At 40.2% G+C, this 21,145-nt stretch carries 13 protein-coding genes; 12 read left to right on the top strand and 1 reads right to left on the bottom strand.

All coding sequences use genetic code 11. From position 1 onward, the window contains the following. The first annotated feature begins 61 nt into the window (after nucleotides 1-61). From P3L40_RS02255 to P3L40_RS02215, 9 genes are all read left to right on the top strand, one after another. Nucleotides 62-244: a hypothetical protein gene (locus P3L40_RS02255; RefSeq protein WP_004261179.1), complete on the top strand. Its 183-nt coding sequence runs from the start codon at nucleotides 62-64 to the stop codon at nucleotides 242-244. Nucleotides 245-468: 224 nt separating this feature from the next. Then, nucleotides 469-1,488: a hypothetical protein gene (locus P3L40_RS02250; protein ID WP_004261181.1), complete on the top strand. Its 1,020-nt coding sequence runs from the start codon at nucleotides 469-471 to the stop codon at nucleotides 1,486-1,488. Next, entirely contained in the window at nucleotides 1,488-2,633 is a 1,146-nt protein-coding gene (locus P3L40_RS02245) for a BamA/TamA family outer membrane protein (RefSeq protein WP_096864565.1), read from the top strand. Before P3L40_RS02250 ends, P3L40_RS02245 begins: the two co-directional genes overlap by 1 nt. Further along, nucleotides 2,633-3,778 (top strand): DUF4056 domain-containing protein, encoded by a 1,146-nt coding sequence (locus P3L40_RS02240; RefSeq protein ID WP_110592516.1) that lies wholly within the window; start codon nucleotides 2,633-2,635, stop codon nucleotides 3,776-3,778. The genes P3L40_RS02245 and P3L40_RS02240 overlap by 1 nt, the downstream gene beginning before the upstream one ends. A 492-nt stretch (nucleotides 3,779-4,270) precedes the next feature. Further along, complete coding sequence (locus P3L40_RS02235) at nucleotides 4,271-5,080, top strand: protein bax (protein WP_210852945.1); 810 nt, start codon at nucleotides 4,271-4,273, stop codon at nucleotides 5,078-5,080. Between the two features lie 547 nt (nucleotides 5,081-5,627). Next, nucleotides 5,628-7,046 carry an MBOAT family O-acyltransferase gene (locus P3L40_RS02230; protein ID WP_004261191.1) on the top strand — a complete coding sequence of 473 codons (1,419 nt, stop codon included), beginning with the start codon at nucleotides 5,628-5,630 and terminating at the stop codon, nucleotides 7,044-7,046. Continuing rightward, complete coding sequence (locus P3L40_RS02225; RefSeq protein WP_036958347.1) at nucleotides 7,033-8,202, top strand: DUF459 domain-containing protein; 1,170 nt, start codon at nucleotides 7,033-7,035, stop codon at nucleotides 8,200-8,202. Before P3L40_RS02230 ends, P3L40_RS02225 begins: the two co-directional genes overlap by 14 nt. After that, nucleotides 8,174-9,400 (top strand): SGNH/GDSL hydrolase family protein, encoded by a 1,227-nt coding sequence (locus P3L40_RS02220; protein ID WP_094961457.1) that lies wholly within the window; start codon nucleotides 8,174-8,176, stop codon nucleotides 9,398-9,400. The genes P3L40_RS02225 and P3L40_RS02220 overlap by 29 nt, the downstream gene beginning before the upstream one ends. Nucleotides 9,401-9,908: 508 nt before the next feature. Next, a complete protein-coding gene (locus P3L40_RS02215; RefSeq protein ID WP_164561240.1) occupies nucleotides 9,909-10,727 on the top strand; it encodes a helix-turn-helix domain-containing protein in 819 nt (272 codons plus the stop codon). A gap of 58 nt (nucleotides 10,728-10,785) precedes the next feature. Here the strand turns inward: P3L40_RS02215 and P3L40_RS02210 are convergent, their stop codons facing one another. After that, complete coding sequence (locus P3L40_RS02210) at nucleotides 10,786-19,410, bottom strand: Ig-like domain-containing protein (RefSeq protein WP_210852943.1); 8,625 nt, start codon at nucleotides 19,408-19,410, stop codon at nucleotides 10,786-10,788. A 223-nt stretch (nucleotides 19,411-19,633) separates the two neighbouring features. Between P3L40_RS02210 and P3L40_RS02205 the strand changes: the two genes are divergently transcribed. Genes P3L40_RS02205 through P3L40_RS02195 form a run of 3 tightly spaced genes read left to right on the top strand, consistent with a single transcriptional unit; the run spans nucleotide 19,634 to nucleotide 21,132 of the window. After that, nucleotides 19,634-20,089, top strand: a complete 456-nt coding sequence (locus tag P3L40_RS02205; RefSeq protein WP_096865047.1) for a hypothetical protein — start codon at nucleotides 19,634-19,636, stop codon at nucleotides 20,087-20,089. Further along, nucleotides 20,040-20,957, top strand: a complete 918-nt coding sequence (locus P3L40_RS02200; RefSeq protein ID WP_228677530.1) for a hypothetical protein — start codon at nucleotides 20,040-20,042, stop codon at nucleotides 20,955-20,957. The genes P3L40_RS02205 and P3L40_RS02200 overlap by 50 nt, the downstream gene beginning before the upstream one ends. Before the next feature lie 4 nt (nucleotides 20,958-20,961). Further along, a complete protein-coding gene (locus tag P3L40_RS02195) occupies nucleotides 20,962-21,132 on the top strand; it encodes a hypothetical protein (protein WP_247605821.1) in 171 nt (56 codons plus the stop codon). Nucleotides 21,133-21,145 lie beyond the last annotated feature (13 nt).

The following is a 21,145-nucleotide window of genomic DNA, read 5'->3' as shown; positions in this document are numbered from 1 at the left end:
TTCTTTAATTTGCTTTAAATTGATAAAGCAAAAGTTCTATTTCAATAAAGGTAATTCAAATATGGCTGATTTAACCAAGGCACAAAAAGAATATGTTGATGAACTGGCGATGCAGCGCGTTTTCGATATGAATAGCGATGAAGTGCTGGTCAACGCCTTAGAACAAAAGATTCACCAAATGGAAGACCATTTAAAAGCCTATTTTCATGAGCGTGTTAAGTTTCATCAACAAAACAAAAAGTAGTATTTTCAGCCCTATCGTGCCGATGTTATTTCTTGCATCGGCAGCTATTTTAGGTATGAAAAATGATAATCTTAAATAAATAATTAACATACAGGTATCTAGTTTTAGATCTTCATAAAAAAGCATTAAGCGCTATCGATAAAAAAATTATCAATGTTAAAATTCCAACTATTATAGATATACCTAACTACACCTCTCTATTATCTAAAGATTGAGCCAATTTTATGAAACGCATTCAATTCAGTACTGCACTGATTCTTTCTTCTATTATGAGCATGTCTGTGAGCTTTGCCGATAGTGATCGTCCGTTATTTTCGGTCTCTGTAAGTGAGTCTGGAGTCCCACAAAGTAACAGCGAAGGCGGCATTACTCGTTCTTCTACCACAGAGTCACGAGTACTGCCGATTTGGGGCGATGAAGCCCGCGCTCGAGGGTATGATTTACCGGAACCTTTTGGGATCGGCTACGGATATATGAACCTACGTCAAGATATAAAAGTTGACAAAATAGCCTTTAAATCAGAAAAGGGCGTAAATATTCCTTTTGTTAAATTCGATTTAAATGATGACTTAATGATTAAAACAGGACATACACGCAGTAAGAATGAATCACATATGTTAAAACTCGATACTTGGGTCTTTCCATTTATGAACGTATATGGCGTTTATGGAAAAACCAAAGGAACATCAACCACAAATCTTGATAGTGTAAAAGCTCGGGTCAAAATTTTTGGCAAAGAAAATATAATTGATATCGGTAAAAATCTGCCTTTTGAATTAGATTATAAAGGAAAAACGTATGGTGGTGGTGTTACCTTCGCTGGTGGGTATAACCAATTCTTTAGTACATTAGATTTTAACTATACCAGAACAAGCCTTGATATCTTAGACGGTGACATTACTGCTTTTGTTGTAACTCCTCGGGTTGGTTATGAATTTATCTTTGAACCTTTAATCCCTGGTCAAGGTAATACAAAGCTACAAATTTGGACTGGTGCCATGTATCAAGATATTACCCAACGATTCAAAGGTGATATTAATAAACTAGATTTACCGCCTGAATTGAGTGGGTTGATGGCATTAGCGCCAGACGATGCAAAATTCGATGTTAAACAACATCTTGCCCATAAATGGAATAATACTATCGGTGCCCGTGTCGAACTCACTAGAAACTTTAATGTGTTAACAGAAGTCGGTTTTAATAACCGAAATAGTTTTTATATTTCTGGGGAATTCCGTTTTTAATGTGGCATTCGGCAATTATCCAAAGGCTGGCCTTGCTCAGCCTTTTTATTATTTTTCCCGCTAAAGCTGATTTACTCCCTGATCGCCAGCAAATCGATGGCTGGTTAAACGATCTCGGTGGAAAAAATAGCTTTGATGAAAGTAAAACTGTCGATTGGGGCGTATTACCGGGGCCATTTTATACCCCCGAAATGGGCGTTGGTATTGGTACTGCGCTGGTTGGTTTATATCGAATAGATAAAGAAGATAAACAAACCCAGCCGTCTTCTATTGGCTTAAGTGGTTTTGCGTCGTCTACAGGCGCGTTTGGCTTAAATTTTACCAATTATAATTTTATTGATAACGACCAGTGGCGGTTATTTGTTTCCGGCACCATTAACAATATTCCCACTTATTACTGGGGTAAGGGATATTCTGCAGGGAAAAACGATCACAATAAAGAAAAGTACCATTCCCAAGAATTCCAAATAACCCCAAGAGTCTTATATCAATTAGCCGATTCGACTTATATTGGTCTTGGTTGGGACTTTTCATCAATCAATGCCAGCGATCCTGATGATGGCGCCAAACAGTATTTCTCCAATTCAATTGGGGGTCGTTCGGTGTTAAATTCAGGCATCAGTGCATACTACAGTTATGACACACGAGATTTTCTGCCCAATGCCTATCATGGGCAAGCTTTTGAGGCCATCTATACTTATTTTGCGCCTAGCCTCGGTAGCGATACACGTTTCCAAACCACCCAATTACAATATGCCTATTACCATGCCTTAGCCGAAGAGACTGTTATTGCATTCGACAATTATGCGAGGTTTTCAACCGGAAATGTACCGTGGAACCAGCTATCATTACTCGGTAATGGTAACCGTATGCGCGGGTATTACGAAGGCCGCTATCGTGATAACAATATATTCACCAGCCAAATTGAACTTCGCCATAAACTCGATTGGCGTCATGGCGTTGTGGGTTGGCTAGGAACAGGAACCATGAGTGATGCTGCATCTGAATTAGGCCAAGGGCATTGGTTGCCCACTGTTGGCGTAGGCTATCGTTTTGAATTTAAACCAAGAATGAATGTTCGCTTGGATTTCGGTGTTGGCCGCAACAGTACAGGGGTATATTTTCAAGTTGGGGAGGCGTTTTAATGTTCAAATGGGTTCTGGCAATGGGGATTGGGCTTTTATTAGCCGCTTGCCAAAGTCATGACAAACTGGACTTGCCCGTTATTGAGCCTGTCATTACCCCCTATACTTTTGAAGAAGCCTCACAAAATTGGCCTATTATTGCTTCCTTAGCCCCACCACAAGGTTTGCGCGCTTGCTGCGCCTTTGGCTACAACTTGCAAGCTGAGCTATGGGGATTACCTGTCCCGTTTTACACTATCGATAATATCGTTGAAGCAGATAGCCTAGGAGAACATCATTATAATGACAGCTTTTTAGGTGCCTCTGCGGCATTAATGGGGCTCAGTAATGAAAAAATAGGCTTACTCTATACGGATAAAAGCGGGTTTATTGATATTTCCCATGTCAGAGATACTGCAGATTATACTTTTTACTTATTTAGCCAAATTTACCCACGTCTAGGCCAACAATGGTCGTTGTCACTGAGTGAAGAATTAGCGGATAGACAAATACATTTCAGTGCATTTGAACCGCCGAAATCCGCCAAACAGCGCTATACACTAAGCGCCTACTTAGCCGCAAAATTGGCTTTCCAACTCGCGGTATGGCATGAAATTGCACAGTGGTATGGCTATCAATCTGTACCGGGGTTTTCTGAAGGGGTTTCCGCATTTTCCCCTGAAGACCTGTACTCAAATTTACTTGGTTCCCGTCTCGCCTTAACTTTGATACTACAAGGCCGAGCAGGCTCTTTAGCCACTTACTCTCAATCAATGGAAAATATTCTTCCACTGGCCCTTCACCAACTCGGTAGCAAAGATAGAAAAACCACGCGAAAAATATTTGATAGCGTTGATGGTTTATGGTGGAACAGTTACCGTAGAGTACCAGAGAAATTTCTTGTTTTAACAAGAGATTACCAAACAAGTGACCAACGTTATCCTCTGATGCCCCCACAAATTATGCCATCTGAAGGCTTATTTTTAACGTTGCCTGACCGCTATCTCAAATATGATTTGTCATTACTCGCACAACTGCGTTTGCTCCCTACTGGAAATATGAAACAGCTCCCCAAACCGACCTCTTATTGGACAGTGGCTGATTTTCCACAGCTGGCGGAAGATGCGAAGCAACAAGATTTACTGCAACAAATTTTAAAACCTTAAAGGGACTATTTGTGATATCCATATGACTCACCCTATAGGACTTTATCCTGACATTGTTGCGCTTAAAATTTAAGGTAAATGTCACTTTTTACTCATTTGCAGATAATAATCTTATTTCACTTTTTTCGCCTCGATAGGCTTTAATAAAACGATGGAGAACTCATTTCGGTCAAAAAATAGACTGTCAACTGCTTATTTTTCAGACAAAATAACCCTATAATAACTAAATGAATTGTATGTTTTTTATTCAAATTTAACTTAAGTAAAGAGCGAGTGCCACGGGAATAAACAGTTTAATTTATCATTCATAATATGAAAATATACCAAACGAAACCATTAGGTCATTTAAAATCAGTATATTCATATTAATATAAAAAAATCCACAAAATAATACAGAAATTTCCTTAATGTCACCCGGATAAATGTAGCTCGTGAAAAATTAATCTGCTAATATTCGCTCGAATTTTGTTCAGAGATACTTAGGAGAAGCAAATGCCCTCTCGAACGATGAGGACAAACGCCGTCTTCGCTTTCTTATTTTTACTTTTATTTTCGAGCCTGAGTATGGGCTCCACCAGTACCAGCACAATGCTCAATAAAGAGTATACTAATAAAACTGTGCAACAGAATGTAAGTCAGGCTAAAACCTCACTCCCTGACTTGCGTAAATACCCTTCTGGTACGCCTCGAAAGAAAGCATTTTTGAAAACGGTTGTCCCTGTTATTGAAAAAGTGAATAAGCAGATTATGGCTGAACGTACTTGGTTGCTATCAGTACAAGCTAATAAGAAGTGGAGCGCACAAGAGTTGCGCCGTCTTGAACAAATCTGTAATAGCTATGGTATGAAATGTAGTAATCCAAAACGTTTAAATTGGAACAAACTATTGAGTCGTGTCGACATCATGCCAACACACTTAGTTGCCACACAAGCAGCAACAGAGTCTGGTTGGGGTACATCACAACTTGCTCTGCAAAACGGTAATTTATTTGGTATGCGCTGCGGTAGTGGCTGCCAGACCAAACAAGGAAAGATTAAAGGCTATTCTACATATTCTTCTGTAGAAGAGACCGTGACTGCTTATATGAAAAATATGAATACCCATAATGCTTATGAGTCACTACGTACTTCACGAGCAAAACAGCGTCTATCAAAAGATGAGCTAGATACTAAAAAGTTAATCAATGATATGAAAGGGTACTCAGAGTTAGGTTCTACTTATAACCGCTATTTACAAGAGATATACGCGAGTAATGAAGAATTGATTACACAAGCTCAGCAAAGAGCAGCCACTCGCATTTAATTTTGTATCACCAGGTACAAGACATAAAAAATCCACTTAACTAAGTGGATTTTTTTATCCCTCACAAACCGTATTTAACTTACTTAACTCATTCGACTAATTCATTTTTTATGTTTTTTTAGATTTACTCTATTGCCTTAAATAGTTCGAGTGGTGGCGAGGCGGCAAGAGAAGCTATCTCTCGTTTTTAATCTGATGGTTTAATTGCCTTTTATTGGATATTCAGTTTCACCACATTGCTCTAAATAGTTCGAGTGGTGGCGAGGCGGCAAGAGAAGCTATCTCTCGTTTTTAATCTGATGGTTTAATTGTCTTTTATTGGGTATTTCAGTTTCACCACATTGCTCTAAATAGTTCGAGTGGTGGCGAGGCGGCAAGAGAGGATATCCCTAGGAGCATACATAAGTATGTGACTAGGGTAGCTGAATGTAGCCAACAAAGTCACCATTCGAAATATGACGAGCAATATTCTGATTGCATAGAAAAAGAGATCAAATATCATATACCCTAACCTTCTAACAAAATAATTAACATCTTTGAGTCTAATATGAATTTCTTCTCTTTTGAGTTTCTTGGCTCTTTCTTGATTTTTTTTCTTATTTATTGGGGTTGTCAGCCCAGTGCAAAGTTACAAAATGGCTTATTAATCACTGCTAGCTATTTTTTTGTTTATTCATTTAGTCCTGACTTTGCTTATATCTTATTTAGCTACACACTGATTATTTATTTGCTTACCAACGTGGCAACCAATTGGCTCTCTAGTCGATGGATATACGGTATTCTTACCGCTGTCATTGTTGGCTTCTTTACCACCTTTAAATATTACTCATTCTTCCAAGAGACTATTCAGCAAACACTCGATAAATTTGGTTTTAGTGTTGGTCTTCCTATATTGGAAATACTCGCACCACTTGGACTCTCATTTTATGTATTCCATTCGGTAAGCTATACGGTATCAGTTTGTCGCAAAGAAATTCCTAAAGCCGATTTCTTTGATGTAACATTGTATCTTGCATTTTTTCCGAGCATCGTCGCAGGGCCAATCAACCGCGCGAAGAACTTTCTTCCCCAAATACAAGCGGAAAGCCGTGAGGTTTTAGATCCTCGAAAAGCGATATTGCTTATTTCATTAGCACTAGTGAAATTGTTTTTATTTAGCTCTTACTTGTCTGAAAATTTTGTAAATCCAGTCTTTGATTCTCCCGTGGGTTACAATGCGGGAGAGATCCTAGTAGCAACCTATGCCTATGCTTGGAATATTTACTTTAACTTCTCAGGTTATACCAATCTGGTGACGGGCATCGCGTTATTATTAGGATTTAGAGTCCCTGTTAACTTTAATGCGCCTTATTTAGCTGCAAATTTAAAAGAGTTTTGGGCCCGTTGGCACATCAGCTTATCTACATTTATTCGCGACTATATTTATATCCCCCTAGGCGGTAACCGCAAAGGTTTTAGCCGTATGAATACCAATGTATTCCTTGCGATGGTCATTTCAGGGTTATGGCATGGTGCAGCAATGACATTTGTAGTTTGGGGAGCCATTCATGGATTAGGAATTGTGCTACTCAATCTTAAGAGTTTATGCATGGAAAAATTAGGATGGACCCAAGTGATTCCTAATAAAACATTATCCGTTTGGGTGTCACGAATTATTACTTTCCATTTTGTCTGCTTTGCATGGATTTTCTTCCGTAGCCCCTCATTTGATGATGCCCTGTTAATGGCCAATCAAATCATTGCACCTGGTTTTATTGCTTCAATTAATGCAAGCCTAGGCTTACTAATCGCATTTTGGCTACTACTGATTACCTACCCTTATTTTGTACAAGGCTACCATTATGTGGCAAAAAAATACCAAACCATTCCTTGGTATTATTATCCTATTCCGCTCGCGATTATTCTAACTATTATGTTTATGCTTTCTCCTTCAGGTATGCCGGGGTTTATTTATGCTAACTTCTGAGTTTAAAAATACCCTAATCAAAGTTGGGCAGATTTTATTTATTGTCCTAATTGCTGGCCTATTATTAATTTGGTTGAATCAAAGCTCACTAGAACGATTTTGGCAGCAAAAATATCACCAAGATACCCCATGGGCAAAAATGGCAGGGAATCCTATCTGGGATTATGGTGCTTACTTACATGATGGTGCGCTTGAAGCAGGAAGCTTATTCACTTATTACGCATCAGGGCAAAAAGCGCAGGAAGACAAACAAGCCGCAGAGCTTGAACTGGCCAATAAAGATAAAAAACTCAGTTTCCCCAAAGAGTTTCAAATTGGTCTTCATTTCGTAAATGGCTATATTTATCCAGCTGAAAGCTTATCGATTACTTTCCCTGAGCGGCTTAAACGACCACAAGTTAGAGAGAAAAACCAGAAAATTAACTTTGGTGGTTTTACAATCAAAAAAGATCAGCCAATCGTGGCAAAACATATTGCCAATATCGAAAAGGGCCAACAAGTCCTGTTCGCGGGGGACTCCATGATGCAAGGCGTCGCTCCACATGTTAAAAACATGCTCTTGAAAAAATATAATATCGATAGCATTAATCTAAGCAAGCAAAGTACAGGACTGGCGTATCCACGCTTTTTCAATTGGCCCCAAACCATTGCTAAGGCATTGAATGATAACCCCAACATTAAGGTTTTAGTCGTTTTTTTAGGACCTAACGACCCTTGGGATATGCCACCACAAACGGGTTATAAATACGTCAAATTTAAAAGTGAAGATTGGGAAAAAGTGTACCGTGAACGAATTGGTGATATAATATCGACCGCTCGCCAGCACAATGTTGATGTTATTTGGGTTGGGCCTCCTAATATGCGTAAAAATACGCTCTCCGATGGTATGAAATTCTTAAGTAGCCTCTACCAATCTGAAGTTGAAGACAACGGTGAAATTTACTTTTCGGTCAATGATGTCTTTAAATATAAAGGCGATACCTATTCTGACTATATCGGTGATGCGAGTAGTACCATTAAATTGCGAAGTGGTGACGGGATCCATTTCAGCGGAAAAGGTCAACAATTGATTGCTGAAAAAGTATTCTCACTCATTCATTTCGAAGAAGAGGAAGAAAAGGAACCTCATGAAACTGAACAAACTGTGTCAAGCTAAGTCCAAAATATTGGCGGGTAGCGTGATTGCGCTTTTGTCGCTGGGCTTATTGTCTTGCCAGAACACATCAGACAAAACTCGCACGACTAGCCTGCCTAAAGGCCAGCCAGTCGTTGCACAAGGGCAGTTGGTCAATAACGCAGAGCCTAATTTGCCACAGTTGGCAAATAAGTTGCGCCAAGGCAACCAACAAGTTCACATTGTCCAAATTGGTGATTCACATACAGCCGCTGACTTTTTCAGCGGTAATTTAAGAACATTATTTCAGCAACGTTATGGTGACGCGGGTCCAGGCTTCATTCCTCCGATTTCGGTACCTGGACAACGAACAGCGACCATTAACCGTATGAGCGAAAAGAAAGAGTGGTCACTGGCTTCAAGCCGCAAAGATGAACGCTTTGATTACCCACTTGGTGGGCTAATTGCCGAGCCACAAGCAGCCAACAGTAAAGTAGTGCTCAAGCCTTTACAGCCTGCGCTAGGTGCTTATCAGCTACAAACTCTATACCAAAGCACAAGTGACTCACAAATGCGTGTCGCTCCTGCAGTCTCCCCCAATGTTGCATTGCCAGCCACAGGCAACCAGTGGGTATTTTCGTCCCCTGTAAATACCCAGCTTCCAGCCCAAGTTACTGTTAATAAAGGTGATGGGTTGAAAATTGGTGGGTGGTTAGTGCGTTCGCAAAAACCAGGAGTAATGTTTTCAGCTCTTGGGCTCAATGGTGCAACACTGAGTATGACAGATAAATGGCAACCACAATGGAGCGAAACCTTAGCTCAAATGTCCCCTGATATGGTGATTTTAGCCTATGGAACCAATGAAGCTTTTAACGATACATTAGATTTAGCCGCTTACGAGCAAAATTTACGCGCCAAAATTCGCTTAATTCGCCAACAAATGCCAAATAGCGTTATTTTACTTATCGGCCCGAATGATTCACTTAAATTTAATGATGCGGCGAGTTGCCAAGCTCAGATGCCAGTGAATTTAACGAGTGTGATTCAAATTCAAAAAACAGTTGCCGCTCAGGAAAATACGCTATTTTGGGACTGGCAAGCCTTTATGGGTGGCCCTTGTTCAATTCGCACATGGGCAGCACAAGATTTAGCACGACCTGACAATGTGCACCTCTCCGTCGAGGGTTATAAGAAGAGCGCACAAGGCCTATATAGTCAGTTAAACCAAATATTGAATTGATTACTGGTCCAACGCACGATAAGGCAGAAGTATATTCAACGTACTCTGCCTTTTTATTTACTCCTACTATTTTTTATATGTTAATCACCTAATAGTTGTCATTTCACTTTGTTTTTTTCTTACTTATCTTTTTTTTACTCTAAAAATATAATTCCAATATTAAAATAAAAATAATTATTTCAAATAAAAACAATGAGTTAAAATAATGACTCTCGGAATATTACTGACTCGTTAAGAACTTATTGTTCTCTCTCAAAAACATAAAAAATCGTGACCAGTAATTAAATCAATATACCCTATATAAAATTAGTATCCCTGCGTTCCTTTTAATAAACCACATCGCTATACACTGAAGTTTATTAAGTCAGGAAGTAATAACAAATCGATCTTTCAGCTTATGTAAGCTCAAGGTTTGTTATTAAAAATATGGAAGCCGTGAACAATTCTTTGACACAACCAGAATAATTTTACGGTAATAATCGTAGGTAATATTTATTTAGGTTCAAAAATGTCGACTAATTTCTGTGTTAAATCGTTTCATACCTATATTGAAACCCTATCAAATAAAATAAAAAATAGCTTTTATCTAACTCACTCTCTACTATTTAAAGTGAGGTCTGGCGAAATTGAAATACGGATAGAAGAAGGCCCATGGCAAAGACTAACGGCTGCAGATATCTGTTTTCTCCCCAAAGGATCATCAATTGAGATAATCAATCTTGATAATCACAATCTGCTGGCTGTAGATGTACTTCCAATGACCACCGATATGTTAAAATCCTTTTACCAACAGCATGCAGCATTATTTATTAATAAAAAAAAGACACTCTCAATAAGCCAAATTTGTTGTACTAGCTTACAAGAAAACCCGATTATTGAAGATGTATTTCATTCTGCAATTAAAGAAGCTAACTCACCGACCAGCCATAATGTTATTCATATTCATTTAAACTTTATTCTATCATTTTTTTTACTGGTAAATGAATTTACCTCTACATTATATGCCTCAATGAATATCTCGATAAAAGATAAAGTGTATGACTTAATTTTTCATAGCGCAGGTAAACAATGCCATACTCTAGATACTATCGCGAAAAAACTCCATATGAGCCCTTCAACCCTTAAACGACGACTTGCCAGTGAATATACAAGTTTTTCCAAAATTAGCTTAATGTCCCGAATGAACAAAGCAATGATATTATCTAGAACAGAAAATATGCCTATGACACGTATCGCCCAAGAAGTCGGCTATGATGATGTCCCTTATTTTTTACTGGCATTTAAAAGTTTTCATGCGCAGCCAAGCTTCCCCCATTCCTTGATTTAGTACTTTATTCACCTTTAAACTTTAGCCTTACCATTTTCATGGTAGGGCTATTATTCAATTAAAAATAGTGTTCCTCGATATCAGATGGAAGCGCTAAGGTATCTATTGGCGGGATATCCACCTGAGTACCGCCTGTATTATCTATTAGCGTTACAGTTGCATCGGGCAAATCGGAATAAATAGTAAGATTACCTTTAACCTGTGCCTGATTTCCTGCCTGATCATATACATTAACTTCATAGTCATGCACACCTTCAGCTAATGGGTTCAATACCGATATTTCCCATTGACCCAGTTTATTCGCTTTTTGTTCATAGGTATGATTATCAATGGTTAAAAATACATGAGTGTCTGGCTCTGTTATCCCACTGAATTTTGGCGTATTTACATTGGTTATATCATCGCCTTTTTCACCAGAGTCAGTCATAACATCTAAGCCACTAACAAGCTTAGGGGCTTTGGTATCAATAGTCACCTTTCCTGATTGCTGTGCCTGATTACCCGCTTTGTCATATGCATTAATTTCATAGTCATGCACACCTTCAGCTAATGGGTTCAATACCGATATTTCCCATTGACCCAGTTTATTCGCTTTTTGTTCATAGGTATGATTATCAATGGTTAAAAATACCTGAGTGTCTGGCTCCGTTGTCCCACTGAATTTTGGCGTATTAATATTAGTTATATCATCGCCTTTTTCGCCAGAGTCAGTCATAACATCTAAGTGACCAACAAGCTCAGGGGCTTTAGTATCAATCGTAATTTGCCCTGTAAGCGCCTGCCTATTTCCCACGGCATCTTTAACTTCAATACGATAATCATAGGTTTTATCAATCAAGGCATCAGTAACAGATATCGCCCATTTTCCTTTTTCATCCGCCCCCCCTTGATAGATTTTACCGTCAATTTCAAGCGCAATAACTGCCTCAGCCTCTGTCACCCCACTAAATTTTGGCTTATTGATATTCGTTATATTATCGCCCTTGTGGCTTGAGTCAGTGGTGTTATTTAGCCCCCCTAAAATTTCTGGCGCTTGAGTATCAACAGTAATTTTTCCGGTTAAATTGTCTGTCCCTAAGTTCCCCGCAATGTCAGTTACCCTTATATGATAATCATGTGTCCCATCGATTAGTGGTTCTGTTAACGTAAAGCTCCACTCCCCTTGTTTATCAACAAGGATATTCGTGTAGATCTCTTGACCAACTGTGATTTCCAAATAAGCGCTAGGCTCTGCAATCCCAGCAAAAGTTGGCCTCGCCATACTAGTTAAAATATTCTGTTTAGTGCTGGAGTCTGTAGGGTCCACCACACCACCAATAAGGTAGTCAGGTGCTAATGTATCAATAACCAATTGCCCAGAAACTTGTCCTTTAATACCTTTAATATTATCAATCGCAAAAATGACATAATCATGAAGACCGTCACTCAATTCAGTATCTACCTGGATCGTCCACTCTCCTTTCTCATTGGCGGTAGTTTCAAAAATTGATGTAACTTTATTATCAAACACTAATCGAATTGTCGCATTTGGTTCGGTAATTCCGCTAAATGTAGGCTTATTTACATTGGTGCAGTCATCGCCCTGAATACCTGAGTCTGAATCTTCTTCTAATTCCCCACTCACTGAGGCGACTGTTTTCACAATAAAGTTACCAGAAACTTTGTTCTGGTTTATTTGTCCAAGCACATCCACTGCTTCTATTTCATAGAAATGCACGCCATCAGCAAGTGCTTCATTATCAGGCAATTTAATCTGCCAATTACCATCATAATCAGCGGTAGTACGATATATATTTCCATTGATCGTCAAGCGTACTTCCGAATTAGCTTTGGTTGTTCCATTAAATGTTGGTTGGTTAACATGAATAGTGCCGCCATTTGATGATTGTTCGTCTAATACCGCATTCAATACTGGTGGGGTAATGTCATATACCAAATCAAACTCAAACTGCGTTTCACGGTTAGCTAAATCCTTTGCCGTAACCGATAATTGAATTTTTTCACCATCCTTAATACCTACAGGAACAACATCACTGGGTAATTTCAGCTGCCAACTCCCCTGATTATTTGCCTTTGTCGTACCGAGTGTTTTTCCATTTATGTCTTTGATGGTAACTAGGCTTGCGACGCTTGTAGTCCCCGTGAGTGTTAAATCATTTTGGTTGAAAAGTAATTTGCCATCTTTCTCAGAAATTAATTGTTTATCATTCACACCAAATTCAATACTTGGGGCAGTCTTACCGGATTCATCACTGAGCACTTTAATAATTACTTCATGCTCAGTTTTATTACCCGCGATATCAAATGCAGTTATTTTTGCCACATGCTCGCCGTCAGGTAATGCCAGCTCATTAGCAAAAACTGTTTTAGAGCCATTATATTTAGTTTTTAGCTTATTATGTCGAGTCGTTTTTCCATTCACGTTTATCAAGTAATAATCCATATTTCCATTATAAGTGAAAACCAATTTAGGATTGGTTACATTCGCAACTTGTGTACCCGCATGAAGTTGCTCCTCAGCAACCTGAAAATGATTAAATATGGGTGCCTTAGTGAGGATATTAAGTGTTGTTTGCCCAACTGAAACTGTACCATCGTCTTGGATAAAACTAATATGGTAAGTGCCATCCCCTTTAATCGGTACTTCGAAACGCCACTCTCCCTGATCATTGGCTTGAATAGGATAACTATTACCATTTACTTTGGCTGAGATCGTGCCACCGGCTGTTATTTTGCCTTTATAAACGGGTTTTTTATGATTGGTATAGTGGTTACCGATTTGGCCAGAATCTGTATCTGGGTCAAGGTAAAACTTGAAATCACTGATAAATACAGAAGAAGATACTTCCCTTACCGAACCATAAACATCTTTAAATTTGAGGGTATAAGGGACTTCCCCCAATGGTAATTGGACATCGTCGGGGACTTTGAAATTCCATGAGCTTCTGCTTTTACCAAAAGCTATTGAATAAGTTTTTCCACCAATAAAAATGGTTCCTGTAAGCTCATCTCTATCCGATGCCCCTGAAATCTTTCCCTGTAACTTTGGGGAACGACTTGAGCTTAGTGAGTTATCAACTTCCCCAGTACTACTCGACTCTGCCGCAACTTGAAATGCCACATTTAAAACGCAATCCTTTATTTGAATCCCTTTTTCTTCAATCACCTTTTCTGTCGTCAACCCAGCTGGAGACGTTGCAATTAATACCAAATTATCAAGGTCATAACGGCGATCCACTTTAAGAAAACCTGGCGGTAAGCTAAAAGACCAATTTCCATTTTTATCAATGTCTGAGATGGAGAAAATATGCTCATCCTTCTTACTCAGTCTAAACTTAAATTGTAAACTTGAACCAGGGGTTACTTTTCCTTGAAAAGTCGCCATCAAATCATTAGTCGATTTCTCACCATAAAATTTACCTTTATTCCAAGGTGAAGCCAGAGCAGCATCGGTAATCTCCGGTTTACTCGAATTAATCGTCAGTGTATCTATTTTTTCAAATTGATTATTTGCTGTATCCGTAACAACGATTTTATAATCACCAATAAAATCTTTTGGTAATTCATTGGGTAAAGATAAACTCCAAAAGCCGTTGTTATCAACAACTGTCGAAACCGACTCATTATTTAGTTCCAGAGTGATTTCACTCCCCGGCTCACTTTTTCCTGTAAATACAGGTTTACGATGTGCAGTAATAAAGTTTCCTTTGGTTCCAGTATCCGTTTCTGTACTTAGTTCAATTGTGGATACAGGAGCAGTAGTATCTATAAAAATATTCCCAGAAATATCCTTTGTTTGCCCATTTATTGGGTGTTCCGCCGTCACAAGATACTGGCAATTCCCTTCCGCGAGCTCTTTAACTTGGATTTCCCAATTTCCAGTAACTTTATCTGCCAATGTAGAGAAACTTTCATTCCCAATTGTCAGTCTAACTTTAGCCCCCACCGTGGCGTTCCCAGTAAATTTAGGCGCTTTAATATTAGTGATATAGTCACCTTGCTTTCCACTATCATACGCAGCATCTAATGTGGCGGTTAAAGTCGGGGGGTGAATGTCTCCAGATCCTACTGATGAGGGCAGGTATGTAAAACTCTGACTAATTGTCTCTTTGTTACCAGCAGCGTCCTCTGCGATGACCTTATAGTGATTATCCTTGCCTTCATTCGCATCAACATCAAAAATCAGAGACCATTTTCCTTGGCTATCGGCGTAAGCAGTTTTAATTTGTCCTTTAAACTCAGCGGTAATTTTACTTTCGGGGTCAGCTTCTCCACTAATTTGTGGTCGTTTTAAGTAGGTTATCAACGCATTCGAATTGTCTTGGCTCGCAGGGTCTAAGTGTGCAATCAGCATGATATTGCTATCCACGGTAAACTGCCCGCTGGACGTCCCGATATTTCCGACAGTATCGGTCACACTCACTTGATAATCATACTCACCGTCTTGCTTGACTGCGGGTAATGCCACTTGCCACTGCCCGTCTTTATCGGCAAGGGTGCTGTACTCCTGCCCCGCAAACTGGATCACCACCGCCGATTGCGGTTTGGTTATCCCTTCCAGGGTGACTGCTTGGTGCTGCGTAAGATTGTCCCCTTTGGCACCGGAGTCGCTGCTTTCGGTGAGCTTCGCAGTCGCAGCCGGTAGCGTCGTGTCGACCCATACCGTCTCGCTGATTTTCTCGCTATTTCCCGCAATATCGGTGACCTGCACCTTGAGCAAGTGGCTTCCGGACGCGAGTGCCGAGGTGACCATAATCGACCAAGCGCCCTGTGCATCGGCCACCGTTGAGTAAATTTCCCCACTCAGTGAAACCTGTATCGTCGCGTGGGGCTCGGATTGCCCGGATAATGTCGGGAGCGGTTGGTTAGTCATCAAATCAGACTGGTTATTGAGTTGTAACGTCGTCGGTTGCAATGTGGTTTTTATCTGCACGGACTCTGTAACCACCGTGCTATTGCCTGCCACATCCGTGGCTTTCACCGTATAATCATAGGTGCCATCCGTGAGTGTTTGCTGGACGACGATAGTCCAATCCCCATCGCTATCCGCTGTCGTGACCACGTGTTGCCCGTCAATCGTCAACTCGACACGGCTCCCCGCTTCCGCCTTGCCTGAAAAATGCGGACGCGACTCTTGAGTGATATGGTCGCCAACCTTGCCACTATCAGACAGTGTATTAAGGTGGACCGATAGGCTATCCACCTGAGTATCCACAGTGAATTGTCCATTGGACATCCCGATATTTCCGACAGTATCGGTCACACTCACTTGATAATCATACTCACCGTCTTGCTTGACTGCGGGTAATGCCACTTGCCACTGCCCGTCTTTATCGGCAAGGGTGCTGTACTCCTGCCCCGCAAACTGGATCACCACCGCCGATTGCGGTTTGGTTATCCCTTCCAGGGTGACTGCTTGGTGCTGCGTAAGATTGTCCCCTTTGGCACCGGAGTCGCTGCTTTCGGTGAGCTTCGCAGTCGCAGCCGGTAGCGTCGTGTCGACCCATACCGTCTCGCTGATTTTCTCGCTATTTCCCGCAATATCGGTGACCTGCACCTTGAGCAAGTGGCTTCCGGACGCGAGTGCCGAGGTGACCATAATCGACCAAGCGCCCTGTGCATCGGCCACCGTTGAGTAAATTTCCCCACTCAGTGAAACCTGTATCGTCGCGTGGGGCTCGGATTGCCCGGATAATGTCGGGAGCGGTTGGTTAGTCATCAAATCAGACTGGTTATTGAGTTGTAACGTCGTCGGTTGCAATGTGGTTTTTATCTGCACGGACTCTGTAACCACCGTGCTATTGCCTGCCACATCCGTGGCTTTCACCGTATAATCATAGGTGCCATCCGTGAGTGTTTGCTGGACGACGATAGTCCAATCCCCATCGCTATCCGCTGTCGTGACCACGTGTTGCCCGTCAATCATCAACTCGACACGGCTCCCCGCTTCCGCCTTGCCTGAAAAATGCGGACGCGACTCTTGAGTGATATGGTCGCCAACCTTGCCACTATCCGACGGCACATCAAGTTGGACCGATAGGCTATCCACCTGAGTATCAACAATAAACTGCCCGCTGGACATCCCGATATTTCCGACGGTATCGGTCACACTCACTTGATAATCATACTCACCGTCTTGGTTTACTGCGGGTAATGCCACTTGCCACTGCCCGTCTTTATCGGCAAGGGTGCTGTACTCCTGCCCCGCAAACTGGATCACCACCGTCGATTGCGGTTTGGTTATCCCTTCCAGAGTGACTGCTTGGTGCTGCGTAAGATTGTTCCCTTTGGCACCGGAGTCGCTGCTTTCGGTGAGCTTCGCAGTCGCAGCCGGTAGCGTCGTGTCGACCCATACCGTTTCGCTGATTTTCTCGCTATTTCCCGCAATATCGGTGACCTGCACCTTGAGCGAGTGGCTTCCCGACGCGAGCGGCGAGGTGACCATAATCGACCAAGCGCCCTGTGCATCGGCCACCGTTGAGTAAATTTCTCCACTCAGTGAAACCTGTACCGTCGCGTGGGGCTCGGATTGCCCAGATAATGTCGGGAGCGGTTGGTTAGTCATCAAATCAGACTGGTTATTGAGTTGTAACGTCGTCGGTTGCAATGTGGTTTTTATCTGCACGGACTCTGTAACCACGGTGCTATTACCTGCCACATCCGTGGCTTTCACCGTATAATCATAGGTGCCATCCGTGAGTGTTTGCTGTACGACGATAGTCCAATCCCCATGGCTATCCGCTGTCGTGACCACGTGTTGCCCGTCAATCGTCAACTCGATACGGCTCCCCGCTTCCGCCTTGCCTGAAAAATGCGGACGCGACTCTTGAGTGATATGGTCGCCAACCTTGCCACTATCAGACAGTGTATCAAGGTGGACCGATAGGCTATCCACCTGAGTATCCACAGTGAATTGTCCATTGGACATCCCGATATTTCCGACAGTATCGGTCACACTCACTTGATAATCATACTCACCGTCTTGATTGACTGCGGGTAATGCCACTTGCCACTGCCCGTCTTTATCGGCAAGGGTGCTGTACTCCTGCCCGGCAAACTGGATCACCACCGCCGATTGCGGTTTGGTTATTCCTTCCAGGGTGACTGCTTGGTGTTGCGTAAGATTGTCCCCTTTGGCCCCGGAATCGCTGCTTTCGGTGAGCTTCGCAGTCGCAGCCGGTAACGTCGTGTCGACTATCAGGCTTTGGATAAAAACACCCTGATTTCCTACGCTATCTGTTACCTTAACATTTAATATATGTGAGCCATCAGCTAAGTTATCACTAATCGTGAGTGACCAATCACCCTGTTCATTCGCCTTAGTGAAGTACTCTTTTCCAGCTACCTTAACGATGACATTGGAATTCGAATCTGTTTTTCCCGTAAGCGTTGGCTTTACTTTGCTGGTCAAAAAAACCGTTGAGTTATCAAGCAGTACACTAGCATCTGGTTTTGATGTTTTGATAGTAACGCTCTCAGTGATGATTTTTTGGTTACCAGCAGGATCCACGGCAGTGACTTGGAAGTTTGATACTCCATCGGCCAATGGTTTCTCGACTGTTATTCGCCACGTACCTTTATCATCAGCAATTGCCGATAATGTTTGTCCTGCAATCATTAGCGTTACCGTACTACCAGCTTCAGCTTTCCCTATAAAAGTAGGAACTTGCTTGTTAGTTAGTCTCTCCGCCGACGTTTCGGTATCCGAATGCCCATCAAGGCTAACAGAGAGATTATCAAGCTGAGTGTCGACTTCAAATTGGCCATTCACCGTCACAGGCTTACCTTCACCGGAAAAAGCAACTAATGAATATTCATATACTTTATCTTCTAACGGTTCAGTGATTTTTAATGACCACTTTCCATCTTTATCCGTTGTGATCGAATATTTGTTATCATTAATCGTTAGATAACCCTGACTATCAGGAGAGATAACCCCAGTAAATATTGGTGTATTAATATTCGTAATATTATCCCCCCTTTTCCCTGAGTCGGATTCTTCGCTTAATTTTCCTTGAATAAAAACCTGTGTTATAGGTTTAGCTGTCTGGGAAGGTGCTAATGGTTTATTTGCAGGCTGAGAGGGTGATGAAGAACTTATTGGCATAACAACGGGTGCAGATGGTGAAGGAAAGGTTAAGTTGCTGTCTTCGACTTGTGCTTTCTCTGCTTTATTTTTTTGATTTAGCTGATTTTTCGCTTCTGTGAGCTTTGTTAATGACGAACTTAGTAATACCTCTTTTTCATCTTTCTCAGAAGACAAGGTCTGAAGCGCCTTTTCTAATTGTTGATTTTTTTGATTTAACTCCGCCAGTTTTTCACTGAAACTTTGTTCATCGTCTTGTCGGTTATCATATTGCTGTTCCTCACCTTCAATTTGCTCATTATTCTTTTTTGAGGCTTGGCTATCAGTATATTCAATGATGTCACTCGTCAATTGCTCTTTGATATAAATAGCATCAGCACCGACATTTAATGTTATTGATGATAGAATTTCATCTTGTGTAAGAATCTCGCCCTGCTCAGTCAATAATGTCATATTTCCTAAAATAACTTCAGACAGCCCATTTTTAATGTTCTCAATAGAACCATCTGGCTTAGTTACAATTAAATCAAGCCCTTGAACTTTAAACTTTTGGATTTCTATGTTTTTTAATTTATCTGTGATAGTTTTATCTGTCATGTTCTATATCATTATATTAATAAATGGGGTTATCAGCTATATACCCATAAGCTGCCGTTAATGAAACCGATTATATCCATTTAATTAAAAATAAAACGTCATTTAAGATAATGTGGTCTGACAATCTTTTTTTTTGAGCTCCAATTCCAGTGAGTTCATTTCAATAGCGATTATAATATAATCCTGAATTAGTAAAATTGTTTCTAAAATAAAAGAATTAGATATGGAAGAAAATGATGATAACTCTGATGAAGAACTAGCCCCAATGGTTGATGGGTTAAGTGGAACACTATGTATAATTATTTTAGTTTCTATGGTGTTTATTTTCAGTGGAATGAAAACTGCAGAAACCCATATTAATTATGGACAATTAAAATTTGAAAAAATACAAATAGATATCCCAAATAAACGTCTTTATTTTAAAGGTGGAATTCATTTATCAAGCAATGAAACCTCTTTAATCAAACAAGAAATAGTTAAAAACAAAAGTAATAAAATTATTATCAGTGGTTACATCAATGATAAAATCAGCCACAGTAAAGAAAAAAACACCTACAACCTTCTTTATATGGCATCACTAATTAAGAGTCTGGGAATTAATAAAGAAATTGTTCTAAAACAAGGAACAAGTGAATATTGCCCAGGTTGGAATTCATGCATTTATTGGGATTACAAATAACATGTATTATCTTGGATTATTTTTTTATGCCGCAACGTTTCTCGCTTGTTTTTTATTACAATCGGTACGTGAAATGGTTCAGCAATGTCTATTACTTGCCCCTGAAATCAGCTACACCATGATTGGGATTTATATTTATCCTTTAGTTATATTTTTATTTCATCGATTATTTAATAAAAATAAAAAAAGCAACTATACATTACTCTCAAACCAAACGAAATTATCTGCATCCGTTACTGTATCATTAGGATTAATAGGAACATTTATTGGATTAACAGGGATGATCACCGCAATATCAGCATCACTTGGAGGAGAAGGTGATGTCTCAGAAAAAATGAACGCCATGATCTCATCTATCTCAATGGCACTTAATTCAATGTCCTTTGCATTCTTAACCTCTATTCTTGGGGTTTCTATTTCAGTTTTACTGTTAGTGAGTTTGAATTTCTTTCATTTCTTTTACCAAAAAGAAAATAAAAAAACTCAACAACAATCTGCAAACTACTCAGAAGAACTTAATCATATTCAAGAAACCCTGAACACATTACAGAAAGTGAATATCAATATAGCGCAAAAAATGATTTCCGTGACCGAAAACAATGAGCTAGCAACTGATATTTCCTCACATCTTCTGGCTTTATCCTCCACAGCACAAGAGCACTTAGAGGTTTTACAATCAATAAAAGAAGCTGACGATGACTGGAAAAGAAAATTAGCCGTCTACTTATTAGAAGAAAAAATAAACAAAAACAATCAGAATGAAAAAATTTCAGAAGAAATATTAAAAATAGATCAAACTACACAATGGCTAAAAGAAAATACCATTGAGAGCAGAAAAAAACTATTAACTTTATTATCAATGGAGTAAGCACATGCGTCCTATCACCTTAGGTTTATTATTAACATTATCACTACCAACTTGTAGCTTAGCCAATCAAGATGTAGAAAACTTCCAAACATTTATTGGCCGAGTATTAAAAAACTCCAATCCAGTTCAAATAAAAGCGTTAGAATTAGAAGCTGAAAACCTCAGAGCAAAATAAACAGATTATTATT

This window comes from Providencia sp. PROV040 (assembly GCF_032706145.1).
GTDB classification, from domain to species: Bacteria; Pseudomonadota; Gammaproteobacteria; order Enterobacterales; family Enterobacteriaceae; genus Providencia; species Providencia hangzhouensis.
The sequence above is the reverse complement of the archived record's forward strand: the minus strand, read 5'-3'. Positions and strand labels throughout refer to the sequence as shown.

What these genes read in the sequence shown, in the direction of transcription:
- P3L40_RS02255 (WP_004261179.1), top strand. Translation starts at nt 62, where the DNA reads ATGGCTGATTTAACCAAGGCACAAAAAGAATATGTTGATGAACTGGCG.
- P3L40_RS02250 (WP_004261181.1), top strand. Translation starts at nt 469, where the DNA reads ATGAAACGCATTCAATTCAGTACTGCACTGATTCTTTCTTCTATTATG.
- P3L40_RS02245 (WP_096864565.1), top strand. Translation starts at nt 1,488, where the DNA reads ATGTGGCATTCGGCAATTATCCAAAGGCTGGCCTTGCTCAGCCTTTTT.
- P3L40_RS02240 (WP_110592516.1), top strand. Translation starts at nt 2,633, where the DNA reads ATGTTCAAATGGGTTCTGGCAATGGGGATTGGGCTTTTATTAGCCGCT.
- P3L40_RS02235 (WP_210852945.1), top strand. Translation starts at nt 4,271, where the DNA reads ATGCCCTCTCGAACGATGAGGACAAACGCCGTCTTCGCTTTCTTATTT.
- P3L40_RS02230 (WP_004261191.1), top strand. Translation starts at nt 5,628, where the DNA reads ATGAATTTCTTCTCTTTTGAGTTTCTTGGCTCTTTCTTGATTTTTTTT.
- P3L40_RS02225 (WP_036958347.1), top strand. Translation starts at nt 7,033, where the DNA reads ATGCTAACTTCTGAGTTTAAAAATACCCTAATCAAAGTTGGGCAGATT.
- P3L40_RS02220 (WP_094961457.1), top strand. Translation starts at nt 8,174, where the DNA reads ATGAAACTGAACAAACTGTGTCAAGCTAAGTCCAAAATATTGGCGGGT.
- P3L40_RS02215 (WP_164561240.1), top strand. Translation starts at nt 9,909, where the DNA reads ATGTCGACTAATTTCTGTGTTAAATCGTTTCATACCTATATTGAAACC.
- P3L40_RS02210 (WP_210852943.1), bottom strand. Translation starts at nt 19,410, where the DNA reads ATGACAGATAAAACTATCACAGATAAATTAAAAAACATAGAAATCCAA.
- P3L40_RS02205 (WP_096865047.1), top strand. Translation starts at nt 19,634, where the DNA reads ATGGAAGAAAATGATGATAACTCTGATGAAGAACTAGCCCCAATGGTT.
- P3L40_RS02195 (WP_247605821.1), top strand. Translation starts at nt 20,962, where the DNA reads ATGCGTCCTATCACCTTAGGTTTATTATTAACATTATCACTACCAACT.